Source organism: Acinetobacter sp. UC24323 (genome assembly GCF_024151445.1).
In the GTDB taxonomy this organism is placed as follows: domain Bacteria; phylum Pseudomonadota; class Gammaproteobacteria; order Pseudomonadales; family Moraxellaceae; genus Acinetobacter; species Acinetobacter baumannii.
Genome location: NZ_JAHIBY010000001.1, coordinates 1 through 16559, shown reverse-complemented (window position 1 = coordinate 16559; position 16559 = coordinate 1). Strand labels below are relative to the sequence as shown.

The 16559-nt window shown below is 36.3% G+C and carries 11 protein-coding genes; 5 read left to right on the top strand and 6 right to left on the bottom strand.

Annotated features, from left to right (window positions below; translation table 11 throughout):
- Window positions 1–44: 44 nt before the first annotated feature.
- Window positions 45–1628 carry an ABC transporter substrate-binding protein gene (locus KNQ97_RS00055; protein ID WP_253611629.1) on the bottom strand — a complete coding sequence of 528 codons (1584 nt, stop codon included), beginning with the start codon at window positions 1626–1628 and terminating at the stop codon, window positions 45–47.
- Between the two features lie 285 nt (window positions 1629–1913).
- Here KNQ97_RS00055 and KNQ97_RS00050 point away from each other — a divergent pair, with 285 nt between their 5' ends.
- From KNQ97_RS00050 to KNQ97_RS00040, 3 genes are all read left to right on the top strand, one after another.
- Window positions 1914–4526: a TonB-dependent siderophore receptor gene (locus tag KNQ97_RS00050; protein ID WP_253611628.1), complete on the top strand. Its 2613-nt coding sequence runs from the start codon at window positions 1914–1916 to the stop codon at window positions 4524–4526.
- Between the two features lie 252 nt (window positions 4527–4778).
- A complete protein-coding gene (locus KNQ97_RS00045) occupies window positions 4779–7109 on the top strand; it encodes a TonB-dependent receptor (RefSeq protein WP_367398805.1) in 2331 nt (776 codons plus the stop codon).
- A 22-nt stretch (window positions 7110–7131) separates the two neighbouring features.
- Window positions 7132–8328 (top strand): LLM class flavin-dependent oxidoreductase, encoded by a 1197-nt coding sequence (locus KNQ97_RS00040; protein WP_057076290.1) that lies wholly within the window; start codon window positions 7132–7134, stop codon window positions 8326–8328.
- Between the two features lie 742 nt (window positions 8329–9070).
- Here the strand turns inward: KNQ97_RS00040 and KNQ97_RS00035 are convergent.
- Both KNQ97_RS00035 and KNQ97_RS00030 read right to left on the bottom strand, forming a co-directional pair.
- A complete protein-coding gene (locus KNQ97_RS00035; RefSeq protein WP_031946949.1) occupies window positions 9071–9901 on the bottom strand; it encodes an aldo/keto reductase in 831 nt (276 codons plus the stop codon).
- Window positions 9902–9932: 31 nt separating this feature from the next.
- The gene (locus tag KNQ97_RS00030) at window positions 9933–10541 is read right to left on the bottom strand and encodes a CoA pyrophosphatase (protein ID WP_024432744.1); all 609 of its coding nucleotides are present in this window, start codon (window positions 10539–10541) and stop codon (window positions 9933–9935) included.
- Window positions 10542–10758: 217 nt separating this feature from the next.
- Here KNQ97_RS00030 and KNQ97_RS00025 point away from each other — a divergent pair, with 217 nt between their 5' ends.
- A complete protein-coding gene (locus tag KNQ97_RS00025) occupies window positions 10759–11772 on the top strand; it encodes a glycoside hydrolase family 3 N-terminal domain-containing protein (RefSeq protein WP_253611627.1) in 1014 nt (337 codons plus the stop codon).
- Window positions 11773–11824: 52 nt separating this feature from the next.
- Here the strand turns inward: KNQ97_RS00025 and KNQ97_RS00020 are convergent, their stop codons facing one another.
- From KNQ97_RS00020 to KNQ97_RS00010, 3 genes are all read right to left on the bottom strand, one after another.
- Window positions 11825–13438, bottom strand: a complete 1614-nt coding sequence (locus tag KNQ97_RS00020; RefSeq protein ID WP_253611626.1) for a GMC family oxidoreductase — start codon at window positions 13436–13438, stop codon at window positions 11825–11827.
- A gap of 20 nt (window positions 13439–13458) precedes the next feature.
- Complete coding sequence (locus KNQ97_RS00015; RefSeq protein ID WP_253611625.1) at window positions 13459–14328, bottom strand: sugar phosphate isomerase/epimerase; 870 nt, start codon at window positions 14326–14328, stop codon at window positions 13459–13461.
- Between the two features lie 108 nt (window positions 14329–14436).
- Complete coding sequence (locus tag KNQ97_RS00010; protein ID WP_253611624.1) at window positions 14437–15516, bottom strand: substrate-binding domain-containing protein; 1080 nt, start codon at window positions 15514–15516, stop codon at window positions 14437–14439.
- Window positions 15517–15737: 221 nt separating this feature from the next.
- Between KNQ97_RS00010 and KNQ97_RS00005 the strand changes: the two genes are divergently transcribed.
- Window positions 15738–16403 carry a ThuA domain-containing protein gene (locus KNQ97_RS00005; protein ID WP_024437599.1) on the top strand — a complete coding sequence of 222 codons (666 nt, stop codon included), beginning with the start codon at window positions 15738–15740 and terminating at the stop codon, window positions 16401–16403.
- Window positions 16404–16559 lie beyond the last annotated feature (156 nt).

Sequence of the window (16559 nt, the reverse complement as noted above, 5' to 3'; positions counted from 1 at the left end):
AGCTGCTTCGGCAGCTTTTTTTATATTGTGATTACAGACGAGTATTAAGCTTTCCAGAGTTTTTCAAAGCGCCATGTCGGAAAAATTGTATGCTCAGGCGCTAAACCACCAATATTTTTAGCTGCTGCGTCAATCGTATGGCTAAATCCCCAAATGAGCATTCCACCACGTTCATGTTGAATTTTTTGTGCTTGCGCTAAATGGATTTTGCGTTTGGCTAAATCAGGCTCTGCCAGTGCTTTAAAAAATAACTCACTATATTCAGGGTCTTTAAAGTTCACACGATTGGTGGTGGAAATTGGAGCATCGTTAACAACGGCCGTCGATAAATATGGCGTGCCGACATTGGACGCATTACTCGATAACTGCCACTTACTGCGGTCAGGGCCATTAAACGTTGCCAAATCCACTTGTTTAACTCGAATATTCACATTGGCTTGTTTCGCTTGCTCGGCAAAAATTAATGCCGGTTGAGCGCTACTCACTGGGGTAACAAGTTCTACATTCAAACCATCTTTAAAACCTGCTTGGGCTAATAGATTTTTTGCCTCGGCAATATTTTGTTGGCGTTGCGGCAGATTGAGAAAGGCTGGGTCTTGCGGCGAATAAAGATCGTTAGCGATTCGACCTTGCCCATTTAAGCCTCGTTGTACCAACTCTTCTCGGTTTGCAATCAAACGGAATGCCTGGCGCACTCTAGGGTCATTAAACGGCGCTTGTTGGGTATTAAAGTCAAAACTATTATGCGTATTGGTCGCAGAGCGTATAGTTTGAATGTGTTTTGCTTGCTCCAAAATTTTAATATATTCAGGTGAAATCGCATTTGCTACATCAATTTGTCCAGCCAATAAAGCATTTAATCGAGAAACCTGATCTTTAAAATCAATCACTTCAAAACTATCTGCATAAGGTTTGTCTGCTTTAAAGTAATTATTAAAACGAGTAAAAACAGAACGCTGCCCCGGAATAAACTCTTTGACTTTATATGGACCAGCTCCGACTGGATTATGAATAGGGTCGAAGTCAGTTGGTACAATTCCTCCAAAGTTTACCCAAGTTTCGGGCAATGCAACAAAGCCGGGAATCGTACTAATGAAAGGAATACGAACGGTATATTCATCTAGTTTTTGAATACGATCTCGGTCAATCCACTGCACCAGATTGCGAAATGGTGAAGCGAGTTTAGGATCTGTTAGACGTTTCACTGAAAAGATCACATCATCTGCCGTAATGGTTTTACCGTGATGAAATTCTAAGCCTTTGCGTAAACGGATGGTCCATTCACTTGCATTATGATTAGGTTCGGCAAACTCCGCTAAAGCAAGTCGGGGCAGCATATTTTCATCCCATTCCCATAACTTATTATAAATAGCGAAACCTCGTGTAATACCACTTCCCGATGCTGAAAGATGAGGATCTAAACTGCCTGATTGTTGTCCTCCAATCAGCCCCAAGCGTATAACTCCTCCATGCTTAGGCGTTGCTGAAGAAGTACTTTTTGATTCGTTACTATTATCTGGAGAGGGGCCACAACCTGATAAACTGCCCAACAAAGAGACGCCACCTAGCGCCGTAAGACTTTGCGTTAAAAATTTTCGACGTGATAACTGAAATGTTTGATTTGTCATTATAAATACCTGATTAGATCTTCATCTTCTAAGGTATTGCAGAATAAATGCCAATATCTTTATATAATTTTACTATATTTATCAATATCTTATATAATTATTGTTTTTGGTGAGTGTCTCTATTTCAACAGCTTTGTTGAAAAAATAAACATGAATAGAATTGATAAGTAAACAATGAGAAATTAAAAACAACTGAATCAAATGGTTAGGGTAAATTATTTGGGCATTTAATGGTTGGCATAGGCTTTGCGTAACGCATTGTAAATTTACTTTACTGAGTGTGATATGAGACAGCCTTTTCAATTAAAACCTTTAGTTATTGCGCTTAGCGTATTAGGGGCGACTTTACCGTTATATGTTTTTGCCGAAGAAACGCCACAGCAAGCAGGTGATTCTGAAAGTGATGTAATTACTTTGTCCGATGTAGTCGTTACTGGAGCAACCAAGAAAACTACCGTAGTTCCTAAACGCAAAGTTACCTCAATTTATGGAACGGATAGCTCTGTATTGGATACCCCGCGTGTAGTATCCCAAGTGTCAGAACAACAATTTAGAGAAGATGTTATTCGCAGTGCTGATGATCTCGTCAAATATGCACCTAGCATTACGCGAGGCGGGGGACAAAATGCTAACTTTGCTCCACAAATTCGTGGACAGAACTCGGAAGTTTTTCAAGATAGTCAACGCATTTACAGTACTCGCCATCCAACCAATCTTAATGCTTATGAAGGAGCCGATATTGTGGCAGGGCCAACAGGTGTAATTTTTGCACCGACTTCAGGTTCTGGCGGATATATTAACTACCTGACCAAAAAGCCTAATTTTAATAAAGCCGAAACCAATATCTCTGGGACTGTAGGTTCCATTTACTCAGGTAAAGGCGCAGAGCCGAATTTCTCTGTCAGTATTGATCATACGGCACCCATTTCAAAAGAATTAGCATTTCGCGTAAGCGCAACAGCACAAAAGACAGATGACTATTATGACAATGTGAAAAATAATTTTAATGCATTTTATGGGGCACTTGCTTGGCGTCCAAATGATCGTTTAAGGGTCGATTGGAATATCAGTTACGATGACTATTACGATTTTAATGTCACACATGGCTGGAATAGAGCATCGCAACAATCGGTTGATAATGGCCTTTATTACAAAGGTAGGGCTACGCCTATTATTCAAAACGGTTCGACTTTTTGGTCTCCAGTATTTGAATCAGGTGCGGCAAATTCTAAAGTCATTGGTTGGCAAACTCGTCAGAAGAACGATAAAAACCAATATGTTGCTGTTGGTGGAGTTCAGACCACGCCTTTACCGAACTCAACTGCTGATCAAGCAGGAAACATTAAAGGTTGGGTCTACGATCCATCAATCCCTGGTAATGAATTGGTCAAGCTAGATGATAATGTTTCAGGACGTAGTGAAGATAAAAATAGTGCCAAGCGATTTAGCACTCAATTAAAAGTAATTAAAGATTTAAATGACCATTGGTCTATTGCAAACAGTACGCTCTATCAAAATAACAAAGATTTAGGCGACTCTGTTGGAAGCTTTTTTACAGATTTAGATCATGAGTTAATTGATAACCGACTAGAATTTTTAGGTGACTATGATTTTGAAATAGCTGGCGTAAAAATTAATAATAAAAGCAGTACCGGAGGAACATATCGTCATGAGAAGTTTACCTCTTTAGCTGCAAATAATAGTTTTAATATTAATCCTTATGATTTAACCAATGATCCATCGCAGAAGAATCCTGGTGATTTACTGGGGTTAATTAACAATAGCGGTTCAACAGGAGGTTGGATTGGACAAGCCGGAGTGCCTCAATATTCTCAATATTTTGGTTATTTAAATTTACCGCGCATGTACCCAATTGGAAATGGTTTATATGCAGAAAAAGGTGGCTTTCCACCGAATGGAGGAGGTGCTGTCTATACGGGTTCTGGTTTCTGGGATACGTTGAGTGTATTCACTCAACAAAACTTTACCTTTAACGATGTATTCGGTATTAATTTAGGTATTAACCATAGTTCTATAAGAGCAAAACTTGAAAACCCACTTGTTTTAACCCCAACAGATGTCCGTTCTTCGAGTGACAAATATAGTCTATTGAGCTATCAACTGAGTACGTTTATTAAGCCTACTGCGAAAAGCACACTCTATTTTACTTATGACAAAAGCACTGCATTAAATACGGGAGTATTTGGGCCTTTCTTGATTTGGGGCGCTGGAAATCAACTTAATCCTTTAGCTTTTGACAGTCAAAGTGAGCTAAAAGAAGTAGGATTTAAATATGAACCTATTACTGACCAGTTATTTTTAACCCTAAGTGGATTTGAACAAAAACGAGATTTATCGCCCGATACGAACGGAAATATGGCTCGCTTTGAAATAAAAGGTATTGAGTCATCATTAAGATGGCAACTTCAAAAAAATATAGCGATTGGGGGCAATTTCACTTATTTAGATGCTGAATACAGCTCTATTATACCTGCTGGTTTTTCACCATTTGGCTTTCATGCGGACAATGCTACGGTTTGGGGAGACAATAACGCTTTAAACCAACGTAAAGCCGGACGTTATGATGCAGCAGGAATTCCCAAATACTCTGCAAGTGCTTATGTAGATTACCAACATCAGTCTGGTTTTGGGGTTAACCTTTCGGGATGGTGGACAAGCTACTGGTACACAAACTTAAGTCAAACCGTGAAAGTACCGAATAACTATAATCTGGACTTAGGTCTTTATTATCGCCAGCCACAGTGGACGGTGGGCCTTAACATTCTTAACCTAACCAATGAACGAAATTTTGTGAATGGTTTGGCAGGAGCGAATAGTGAGTTTTTACAACCAATGCGACCTCTGACTGTACAAGGCCAATTTAGTTATAAATTTTAAAACCAATCAATCATTTCCAAGAATCTTAAAAAGCCATACGTCCGTATGGCTTTATTATTAATACGGGATATAAAACACGTTAAATCGTGAATGTTGAAATAACAACAATAATACCTTTCAGACTGTCTATCTATCAGCAGCATTGAATCATTTTTATTTTTAAATTTTTATTAAGTATTTGAAATTGTTTACATAAATTAAATGGCATAGAAGTTGCCAATATAAGAATAGATTTATTTAAATGGAGTCACCATGTTTAAGGTTACAAAAATTAGGCAGAGTATTTTAACTGCTATGTGGGGAGTAACGGCGAGTGTTTCGACATTAGCTTTAGCGAACGATGATGCTGATGCAATTCCTGCTGAGCAACAAGCTCAAGTGGTAAATGCTAAAGATGTAAAAAAACTAGGCGATGTCATCGTTACTGCACAATATCGTGCACAAAACATTCAAAAAGTTCCAACTGCAATTACAGCAGTTTCGGGTAAAGATTTGGCTGCGAAAGGCTCAACATTTATTGGTGATGTTTTAACTTATACGCCCAATGCAGCAGCTGAAAACCCAGATGGCGATAGCCGACCACGTTGGTATATTCGTGGTTTAGGAACTGGCGATGTTGCACCCTCTACAGTTTTTCCAGTCGGTATTTATGCAGATGGGGTTTATTTAAATGCGCCTGTTGCTGGTGCTGGAGATTTATTCGATTTAGAACGTATTGAGGTTCTACGTGGTCCACAAGGCACGCTTTACGGTAAAAACACCACGGCTGGTGCGGTGAATTACATTTCACGAAAACCTGTTTTTACAGATAAACCGACTGGTTATGGAACAATAGGAATAGGTGACCATAATCTTCGTACTTTTGAAGGCGCCGTGAATGGGGCTATATCAGATAACGTTGCCGTGCGAGGAGCATTCTATTCAGAAGACCGCGATGGCTATGCAAAAAATTTAGCCAATGGTGAAAACTACGGGGATGTAGATAAAAAATCATTTCGCTTCCAGATATTAGGAAAAATTAATGATGATTGGAATGCTTTAGTCAATCTACATAGCCAAACTTATAATGGTCTTGGCAATAATGGCTCTTTAAGTATTGGAAAATACTGGGGTGTTTATGAAAGACCACAAGGCCGAGATACAAATTTAGATTTACCTGAAAGTAATAAAATCCAACATGATGGCGCTTCACTCACCTTAACAGGAGATTTAGGCGGCGGTCATACTTTTACATCCATTACAGCGTTTGATAAAACCACTCAAAAATCTATTTCTGATGGTGACTATACGCCTTACGATGTAGCAAGAAGCTATAGCGATAATGAGTGGCGCCAATATAGCCAAGAGTTTCGTGTTTCTTCTGATGCTGAAAAAAGACTCAGTTGGATCGCAGGTTTCCACTTCTTTAATGAAGACTTAGATTCAACAGGTGTAAGTGCGCGGGTAAATAAAACATTACCTAATGGCGCTCCAGCTCAGACTGCGGGAACACCAGCTTTTAGAGATATTACCTATAATCAGACGACACAAAGTTTTGCTTTGTTTGGTAACAGTACCTATAAATTTACCGATAAATTTAAAGTAACAGGTGGTTTACGTTGGACAAGTGAAGAAAAAGACATTGATCTAGATCTTGTTCAAATTACCTCAGGCGATTACACCAAAGGTAGTTGGTGGCAAAAGGATGGGTACAGTAATGCGGTTTATAACCCAGCACCGAATGCAAATGGTTCAACAAGTCGTAAAAAGAGATGGAATGAGCTGACCTACGACATTACGCCAGAATATGAAATCACTCCTGATATCAACACATACTTCCGTTTTGCTCGAGGTTTCCGTTCAGGCGGCTTTAACACCGGACTTTCAAGTAGCCTGACGCAACTTGCAGATGTTAACCCTGAATATTTAAATAGCTATGAGCTAGGTTTGAAGTCTAGCTTGTTACAAGGCAATTTAACCGCCAATGCTAATATTTTCTATTACGACTACAAAGATATTCAAACAAATTTATTAGTTGCAACAGAAGGACAAGGTGGAGGGGTAACCTCAGTTTTGGCAAATGGACCTAAAGCAGAAGTAAAAGGTGCCGAATTAGAGTTAGATTATTTAGCTACCGATAACTTACGCCTACGTTTTGCAGGCGCTTATTTAGACAGTGAATACACCGACTTTGTTGATAAAAACCCAGTAACCAATGTCGTAAATGCTGACAATACAGGTAACAGCTTGGTTCGTTCTCCAAAGTACACCATCGGTTTAGGGGGTGAATATACCTTTAATCTTGATAGTGGAGCACGAGTTATTGTGGGCACAGATGCAAAATATCGTGACCGTGAGTTTTTCTTAGTAAATCGTCAAGATTATTCTGTTGACCCAATCTTGAGTCAAAAAGGGTACACCTTATGGAACGCGAACGTTGGATATATCAGCGCAAATAATAAATACCAAGTTAATGCTTACGTTAAAAACTTGCTAGACGAAGAATATCAAGTTCATGGGCGACCAAATGGTCCTGCTGGACAATATGTCTTAACCTATGGAAACCCACGTCAAGTTGGTGTTTCTCTCACTGCAAAATTCTAAGCTTTGCTTTAAGGAGAAAATAATGGGAATTGAATTTTTTACACGTTTACCGCTTCATGGCGAAACAGAATTTTTACCCGGTGACCCACGTAATCGTGGTGATTGGGCCAATATTGAAAATGTTGAAAATACTGGAGCGGTTTCGAACTATGAAGTAGGTGACGATTTTACCTATATTGATTACTTAAGTCAGGTAGCACGGGCAGCAGAAATTAATGGTTTTGCTGGTGCACTCATGGTGAATGCACCAACGGGTGAAGAGCCTTGGACAGTATGTTCATTGCTGGCAAGAGAAACCAAAAAACTTAACTTTGTGACTGCATTTCAGGCCTATCATTTTAGTCCATATAATGCTGTACAAACTGCGGCAACTTATCAGCGTGCAACGGGTAATCGACTGGTTTGGAATATTATTAATGGCGGCTCGGAAGTCATCCAACGTCAAGTAGGCGATGACTTACCTCACGATGAACGTTATGCACGTGCTACAGAATTTCTAGATGTTGTAAAAGGATATTGGAATAATCCTTCATTTCACTATAAAGGGAAGTACTATTCGGCAGAAGGCGGTGGTCTAAAATATCCACTGAATAAAGCAAGTCTTCCCATTATTTGCACAGCAGGTTCTTCAGAGGCTGCTCGCGAGTTTGGAGCAAAACATGCCGACTATTATTTAATGCGAGCTGAAAAACCAGAAGAAATTGCCGCATTGATTGCAGACGTACGTGCTCGTGCAAAAAAGTATGGTCGTGAAAATATAAAATTTGGTCTATCAATCGATACCATTGCTCGCCGTACTGAACAAGAAGCATTGGCAGAGGCACAGCGCTTTCTCGATGAAGCCGCTGAAAAGCAACGTTTACACGCGGCAGCAGCCCATGCGGGTTTACGCTCAGCGCGCGTATTAAGCTTCGAAAAAGAGTATGCCGAAAAAGATGGCAGTAAAAATGTTAGCGACTTTTTCATCCATCCAAATGTTTGGTCTGGATTTGGATATATTGGTGTGCCACCTGGTGTTGCTTTGGTAGGGAGCTATCAACAGATTATTGAGCGTATTCAAGAATACAATAGCATTGGCATAGAGTTATTCTTTCTTGCAGGCTATCCACATCTTGAAGAGTCATACCGTCTTGGTGAACACGTTCTTCCACACTTTAAAAAGCAACGTGCTCGATTACAGCCTACAGTAGCTAGCCCAGAGTTTGATATTGCGCTTTAAAGTTTAAATGTTCTTTAAATAAGCCTGATTAGTAAGCTAGTTGGGCTTTTTAAATTTTTTGTTCCTTTCAATTTTCATGGGAAAAAGAAATTATGCATTTTTTTGATCACAGCCTTATGGGGATGGCCGAATGTTATTTTTATTCTTTAACTCAGTGGTTACAGATGATGACTAACCCTAAGAATCAAAAAGGTAAATTCCAAAGCTCAAACTTTATGGATTTCGCCATGTCACAGATATATTTAAAATTTAACAGTGATAATTCATGTGAGGTAATGAGCATAGAAAGAGTAGATAAGTAATTCTAAGAAAGAAGTAACAAGTTGAGTTAGTTTTTAAAAAATTATTTAAAAAACTGCATTTTCACTCAAATTCATAAAACAAAGTAAGCTTATGAAATATTTAAGATTTAATTTTCATAGTTAACAAGTTGAGTTAAATGTACGATAGAAATAACTAGGGATTAGTTGAAACTATATAACTGTTCGTATAATGTATATTATGTTAAATAAAAGATTTGGAAACCTACCATATATAAGGCTTTGCTCATCACGCGACATATAAGTTGTCACTGACGACACATACAATGTCATTATTCCTTTCCTAATATGAGCAACCAAGGCATATTTTTACCTATAGATGTAAAAATGAATTATCAGGTTGATTTCTTCTTCAATACCCTAATCAACTTAAATATTGTGGCTGGTTCACTTTGATCAGCCATATTCACCTGATTAAAGTTTTATTCAAAAGTATCAGGGTCTGGGCCTAAACGCTCTTCTCTATCAAGTAAAGCTATTTTATTGAGATCTTCATCTTCTAATTCAAAATTGAAAACATCAAAATTTTCTTTAATTCGAGCTAATTTAGTCGTTTTTGGAATTAAAATTAAGTCATTCTGGAGATGCCAACGTATGATAATCTGCGCAGGCGTTTTATTATATTTTGTAGAAATATCCTTAATAATTTCATTATTTAATGCTTTATTTTGAGCTAATGGACTCCAAGATTGTGTTTGAATATTCAAACTTTTATTCAAACTCCTCATCTTATGCTGTTGCATATATGGATGAAGTTCAATTTGATTTAGAACTGGTGAAATATTAGTTTCTTTTATTACTTTCTCTAAATGTTCCTTATGAAAATTAGCCACTCCTATTGAGCGAATTAGACCTTTTTCTTTTAATTTAATAAGTGTTTGCCAAGTCTCAAGATATTTTTCTCTTTGAGCCACTGGCCAATGAATTAGATATAAATCAATATAGTTGAGCTTTAAAAGATCCAGACTTTTCTCTAGAGCCATTGTAGTAGCCTTTTCTCCATGAGAGTCATTCCAGACTTTAGTTGTAATAAAAATATTATCTCGATCTATTCCACTATCTCTAATACCGATACCTACTCCTTCTTCATTTCCATAAATCGATGCTGTATCGATTAAACCATATCCATGTTGTAAAGCTTCACGTACTGCAAAACTTGCTTCTTGATTTGTTGCCTGCCAGACACCTAATCCTAATTTAGGGATATTCATACCATCATTTAATGTAATTTGTTCTTTAAAATTTTTAATCATCAATAATTTCCTATACTTGATTATTATGCCGTTAAGCAATTTCTTGAGAATAAAACGTCCAATCTTTTTTATACCCAACCGTAACTTCAAATAACGAAAGAATTATTCGTGCAGTTAAGCCCCAAATTATTTCTTTATTATATTCAATACATGAAACTTCTACTTCTCCCTCTGGGTATTTGCCCTTGTATGGCTTAACATCGTTAATTAAGAAATAATTTAAAGGTATATAAAAAACTTCAGAGACCTCTTTAATATTTTTTATAATTTTTAAATCCGGTGGAATAACAGCAACTAAGGGAGTAACTTTTAGCCCACCTAAAGAGTTTTGTAGAGGTAACTCACCAATAAATGTAATATCTTTTTCGGTTAGGCCTAATTCCTCATGTACTTCTCGTAAAGCTATCTCACGATTTGAACTATCATTTTTTTCAAGGCATCCACCTGGTAAAGCTATCTCTCCAGGATGATGAGATATAAATTCAGATCTCTTAGTTAACAAAATCTTAGGTTCAGATTCATCTGTTATAGCTAATAAAACTGCAGCATCTGTTAAATTATTACTATATAAACCAAGTTTTCTGATCGAAATATTAAGCAATTCTCTTGATGACAAATTTTTTATCATATCTATCTTCATACTGTCCTTGTTTTAATTCTAAATATAAAAAATTAGTTAAGTAATTAAAACTTCGCAAATTACTTAAAGTTGACGCAAATTTAAGTAATACTTAATTATCTTTATAATAACTTCACATTGCTTCTTACTTATCTAAATTGCGAAGTATAAAAGTAATTTCCTCTAAAATATTATTAAAAATTGATACCAGTTCACTCCATTTTAAAAAAGGATTCAAATGTCTTATACAATTCAACAAGATACATATGCAGTACTACTGCCAGCGTTTAATGATTTGAATATTAGAAATATTGCAGAGCCTTTTCTAAGGAAAGGTGGATGCAGTATTCTATTAGGTGAAACGAGAGAAGAATATGTAAACAGAAGAATGAATGAAAAACGGATAAATATTGAAAAGAAAACTGATTTTATAGATTTATTCTGTTGGGCGAAAACAATTCAACCTAACCTTAATGTGGTTATAGATTTTGAGCCATATGGTATAAATAGATTAGATGGAAAAGTAGATCTAGAATGGAAAGATTTGAATAATATTAGTGAAAAAGAATTATATAGTTATTATAAAAACAAAGCGTTGGCTTTAAAGCAACTGGGTATTACTATGGTATTAGGACCAATAGCTGATATTATAACTGGGTCAAATCCCTGGTTGAAAGACAGACAAATTAAAACAACTTCATATAATATTAGCCAGTTAGTTAAAATATTTATTGAAGCTCTACAGTCATTGGAGATTGACTGTGTTACTAAACATTTTCCGGGATATAATCATTTAGAAAAAGATCCAGCAATAGAAGATACTTTGTTAACTACAGATAAAGAAACAATTATCAGCAACTTAGTTAGCTTCAGTTCAGCTATTAAAGTTAATACTGCTGGAATAATGTTAGGACCAGCAGCTGTAGAGGTTTTTGATCAGGTGAATTCTGCGTCAACCTCTCAAAAGTTAATAAATTTTTTGAAAGAAGATCTAAATTATAAAGGTTTAATAGTCAGTGACGATCTAGATGCTCCAGCAATACTAAGAGGTAAATCAATAGATGAAATTGCTGTTCAAGCACTGAATTCAGGAGTTGATTTATTATTATTGAGTTCTGAAAATGATCTTGATCAAATTGCTCAATATATTAGTCTATCAGTTGCTTCAGGAAATTTAGATAGAGAAAGGCTATCTAATGCTGCAAATAAGGTCAGAAATTTATCATTCAAGAAAAATTTGAATAATAATTAATTTTGAATATCATAAGCTGAGCTAGAAGTAGCGTCTAACTCAGCTTATAGTTTTAACCATTTAAGATTAAATCTGCAGCTTTTTCACCAATCATAATCGTTACAGCATTTAAATTTCCCGAGATTACATTAGGCATAACCGATGCATCTGCAACTCGTAGCCCTTCGACACCATGAACTTTCAATTCAGGATCTACAACTGAGGTAGTTTCATCTTCCCCTATTCGACATGTGCCACAAGGATGAAGACCAGGATAAGCCTCATTACGAACGAAATTTTCAAAATCTTCCTGAGTTTTTAGTGGTTTTTCTGGAACATGACTTACTTCAACATAATCTTTAAAAGCCTCTTGGGACATTATGTCTTGCACCAATTTAGCTCCATCCGCTAAAGTTTTTAAATCATTTGGCGATGTAATATAATTGGGAACAATTAAAGGCTGTTTATATGGGTCAGAACTTTGTAGTTTAATATAGCCTACAGATTCTGGGCGTGTTTGTGTAATACTGATCGTACAACCATTACCACCAGGAACCCCATCTTTACCTTCTTCAATCCCTGCACCTGCTAAGAAAAATAATTGTAGATCTGGTAACGTTTTCCCTTGAGAACTCCACCAGAATGCACCTGTTTCAATAATATTTGATGTCGCAGGTCCAGCATTAAATAACAAAAATTGAAGTCCCGCTACAGCTTGCCACTGTAATTTTTTATATTTGTCATAACTGAAAGCACCTTTAAGCTTATAAATAAGGGACATTTCAATATGATCTTGATAATTTTGTCCAACATTAGGTAAATCTTTAACAACAGGAATACCGTGCTCTTTCAAATTTTCTTTTGGGCCTAATCCAGATAATAATAAAAGATGAGGTGAACCAAAAGCACCAGCAGAAACAATTATTTCCTTTTTGGAATATACAGTTTCTTTTTTTCCATTCTTAATAAATTCAACGCCGACAGCTCGGTTACCTTCAAAAATAATTCTTAAAACTTTACACCCCGTTTGAACGGTTAAATTATCTCTTTTATTTGATAAATAAGCTTTGGATGCACTCGAGCGACGACCATTTCGAATTGTAACTTGGTAAAAACCGCATCCCTGTTGCTCACCTGAGTTGAAATCAGCATTAAAAGGAAGACCATATTCTTGACACGCCTTTAACCAAACGCGAGATAAATTATGTTTATACGAACAATCTGATACTCCAAGAGGTCCATTGACACCATGTACTTTATTATGAAAAGTATTATTATCTTCTGATTTCTTAAAATATTTAATTACGTCTTCATATCCCCAACCTTTTGCACCTGCTTTTTCCCAATCAGCATAGTCGTTTGCATTACCTCTTAAGTAAAGCATAGCATTAACTGAACTCCCCCCACCTAATACCTTGGCTTGAACCATCGTCGCTTCATGTTGTGGTGTTTGTTCTGCGCTCCTTACATAATTATAGCGCTTGAGTAATGGACCTTGAGCTGTTTTATAATAAGTAACAGGAATATGAATATAAATACTTTTATCCCTAGGACCTTCTTCTAACAAAAGAATAGAATTATTCGAGTTCTCACTTAATCTGCCTGAAATTGTACTTCCAGCAGAGCCACCTCCTATCACAATATAATCGAAAGATGGCTTTTTCATTTCAATATTTAAATTACTCATCTTACATCCTAAAGATTTGATTAATTAAGAATTAGTGTTTCAAGATACTTATAATGCTTTTGCGCATTTTCTAATGGTGAATCTTGATGCTCTTTCTTATAAAAACTTTCGGATGCCCACCAACCCTCATAACCGGTTGCCTTAACAGCTTCTATCCATTTATCTAATTGAATAACTCCTTGACCTAAGTCGACATTTCTTAATTTAACTTCTTCTGGTATAGCAGAACTATTCTCTAAACCATCACAAACATGTACACCATAAATTAAGTTCTTATCTAGTTTTTTGACATCTTCCGGAGTATTCCCACAAGTATTCAAATGCCAAAAATCAATAATTATCTTGATATTATTCTTGTTTGCTAATTGAATTGTTTTAATTTGATCTTCTAGCCTTTTGAGCGGGGTCCATGCCAGAGCTTCTAGATAAATTACTAAACCATACTCTTGAGCTACATCTGCCAAGATCGATAAATTTTGTGCTGTTTTTTCTATGATCTCATCAATTTCTAGACCTAACAGGCCTTTATAACCATTAAATTGTTTTTGTTCGGAATGACTAATAACAGCATTTACGTCAAGAGGTCCACTCAAAACCTGAACACCCTTTGCACCACTTTTTTGGGCAAGACTAAATATTTTTCGGGCATCAGTAATTAAATCTTCCCGTTCAAGCCCCTGTTTTTCTATATTAACTAAATATCCCATTCCTGAAATAGTTAAGCCTTTAAGTAAAGTTTTAAGGTCAGACTCTGTAAAACCAGCATCTAGATAATCCGCAACCTTCTTTGCAGATAGTTCAAGGCTTTTAAAACCAGCTTCCTTTGCTGACTCCACTTCCACAACTAGTGAACTATATTTGGCTAAAGTTGTATTATGGGTTAATTCCATTTTGTATACTCACGACCTGTTATTCAGCCGCAATATATAGCATATTGATTTTGTCTCCTTAATTTCGCACTTAAGTTTGAGAATGCGCAATATGACGCATTCAAAAATTTAATTTATATTTAGAACAGAAGTAGAACTCCTGATTACTAACTTAGTTTCAAAAATTTTCTTATGGATCTTTAGGTTGTTTTCTTCGTTAAGAAGTTCTAAAAGTAACTTGGCAGCGTAAGCTCCTTTTTCTAAAAGTGGTTGTTGAATAGTAGTTAAACCATGTATAGATGCTTCAGGTATATCATCGAAGCCAATAATAGATAAATTATTTGGAACATTAATATCATGCTGATTAGCAAAATTTAAACTGCCAATCGCCATCACATCAGAAGCTGCCACAATAGCTGTTATATCTTTATTTTTCAGTAATATAGATGTAGCTATATTACCATCTTTAATATTAAATCCTCCTGCCTCATAAATATGCAAATCTGAAAAACTAATTCCATATTTTTTAGCTGCTTCTAGATATCCATATAAGCGTTCTCTAGAAATCATTTCTGTTGATTTTTTTAATCTTTTTTCATCAATAAAACCTTTAAAACCATCTGGTATTAAGCGTTCTATAATAATTCCAATATTTTTATGACCTAAAGATAATATATGTTCCATTTGATTAATTGCTGCATTTCTATCATCTATACCGATGTAATTTATATTTTCAACTAATGGTGCATCCAAGATTACAGCAGGAATTTTTTGTCGAATAATAGCTTTTACTACTGGATGATTATCTGGCAGCGTTGAAATAATAAGGCCATCAACCAATCCTCGTGTTGCAAGACTATATTCATTTGTTCCCACCCCATCCTTAAATCTTGAATTATTAATCGGTATTAAAGTTAATGCGACATCTGATAATTCTTCAACACTACTAATACCCTGCAATAGCGTGATAACCCACGGATCAGTACATGCATAAGCTAATTGATCCATCACCATTAAGCCTATAGCACCTACTCTTCCAGACTTAAGACTTTTAGCCCTAATGTCCGGCCCCATATAACCTATCTTTTCTGCCGTTTTGAATATTAACTCACGCATTTCTTTTGATACTTTAGGAGATCCGTTATAAGCGTATGAAACTGTTGCCTGTGAGACCCCACACTCTTTTGCAACATCCTTCATCGAAACCATTAATTTTCTCCAAATTAACTTAAAAATAAGTATGAAACTAAACAACTTTGTACTTATAGCATATTTCATTTAAGTCATAGTATGTACGTTATTTCCTACATACAGCCTTTTGACAAAAACTTTATTCATCTTTTAAGGATTGACAATTTTTTTTGTTATCGTTAATTTTACGTTAGGTTATACGTATAACCTAATATGAAAATTGGATTTCGGAGAAGAAAATGGCTAAAGTTTTGTATTTGTACGGTGGGTGGCCTGGCCATTACCCTTATGAAGTTGCTGCATGGATGCTCAATTTACTAAAAGAGCTAGATTATGTTGTTGAAGAAAGTACTGATATTTTTACATTAGATCGTGATTTAACCAGCTATGATTTAATAATTATTGGCTGGAATAATGCTGTAACAACAGAAACACTAACCCCCTCACAAGAGAATCATCTCCTAAAAGCCATTGAATCAGGAACAGGCCTAGTTGGAATCCATGGAGCTGGCGCTGCATTTAGATCTAGTTTGCGATATCACTGGGTACTTGGTGGCTCATTTGTTGAACATCCAGCTGGCGAGGCTTATCCAAAACCTTATATGGTTAATATGATTGATTCATCTCATCCTGTTACACAAGGCGTTAGTGATTTTGAAGTCCGTTCTGAACAATATTACATGGAGGTAGACCCTAATATACATGTACTTGCGGAAACAACATTCGATGGTGATCCTATGCCATGGCTAAAAGGCCATAAAAGTCCTGTAGCTTGGGTACGCAATTGGGGAGATGGTCGTGTTTTCTATCATTCTATTGGCCATGATACCAATAATCTCTCGGACCCAAATATTCGTTTACTAACTAAGCAAGGTATAGCTTGGGCTACTCGTAAGCAAAATTAATCTTTTCTAATTAGCCACCTATTTATAAACCAAGGAAGTTATTAATGAAGAAGAGATTAACGGGTAGTCAGATTGTTGCCCAAACCCTAAAGAATTATGGCGTTGAATATGTAGCCGGTATTCCTGGACACGGTATCTGGACCCAAACCGATGCTT

Coding starts and splice junctions, on each gene's coding strand:
- KNQ97_RS00045 (WP_367398805.1), top strand. CDS start 4,779: ATGTTTAAGGTTACAAAAATTAGGCAGAGTATTTTAACTGCTATGTGG.
- KNQ97_RS00010 (WP_253611624.1), bottom strand. CDS start 15,516: ATGGTTTCGATGAAGGATGTTGCAAAAGAGTGTGGGGTCTCACAGGCA.
- KNQ97_RS00025 (WP_253611627.1), top strand. CDS start 10,759: ATGTCTTATACAATTCAACAAGATACATATGCAGTACTACTGCCAGCG.
- KNQ97_RS00020 (WP_253611626.1), bottom strand. CDS start 13,438: ATGAGTAATTTAAATATTGAAATGAAAAAGCCATCTTTCGATTATATT.
- KNQ97_RS00050 (WP_253611628.1), top strand. CDS start 1,914: ATGAGACAGCCTTTTCAATTAAAACCTTTAGTTATTGCGCTTAGCGTA.
- KNQ97_RS00015 (WP_253611625.1), bottom strand. CDS start 14,328: ATGGAATTAACCCATAATACAACTTTAGCCAAATATAGTTCACTAGTT.
- KNQ97_RS00035 (WP_031946949.1), bottom strand. CDS start 9,901: ATGATTAAAAATTTTAAAGAACAAATTACATTAAATGATGGTATGAAT.
- KNQ97_RS00055 (WP_253611629.1), bottom strand. CDS start 1,628: ATGACAAATCAAACATTTCAGTTATCACGTCGAAAATTTTTAACGCAA.
- KNQ97_RS00040 (WP_057076290.1), top strand. CDS start 7,132: ATGGGAATTGAATTTTTTACACGTTTACCGCTTCATGGCGAAACAGAA.
- KNQ97_RS00030 (WP_024432744.1), bottom strand. CDS start 10,541: ATGAAGATAGATATGATAAAAAATTTGTCATCAAGAGAATTGCTTAAT.
- KNQ97_RS00005 (WP_024437599.1), top strand. CDS start 15,738: ATGGCTAAAGTTTTGTATTTGTACGGTGGGTGGCCTGGCCATTACCCT.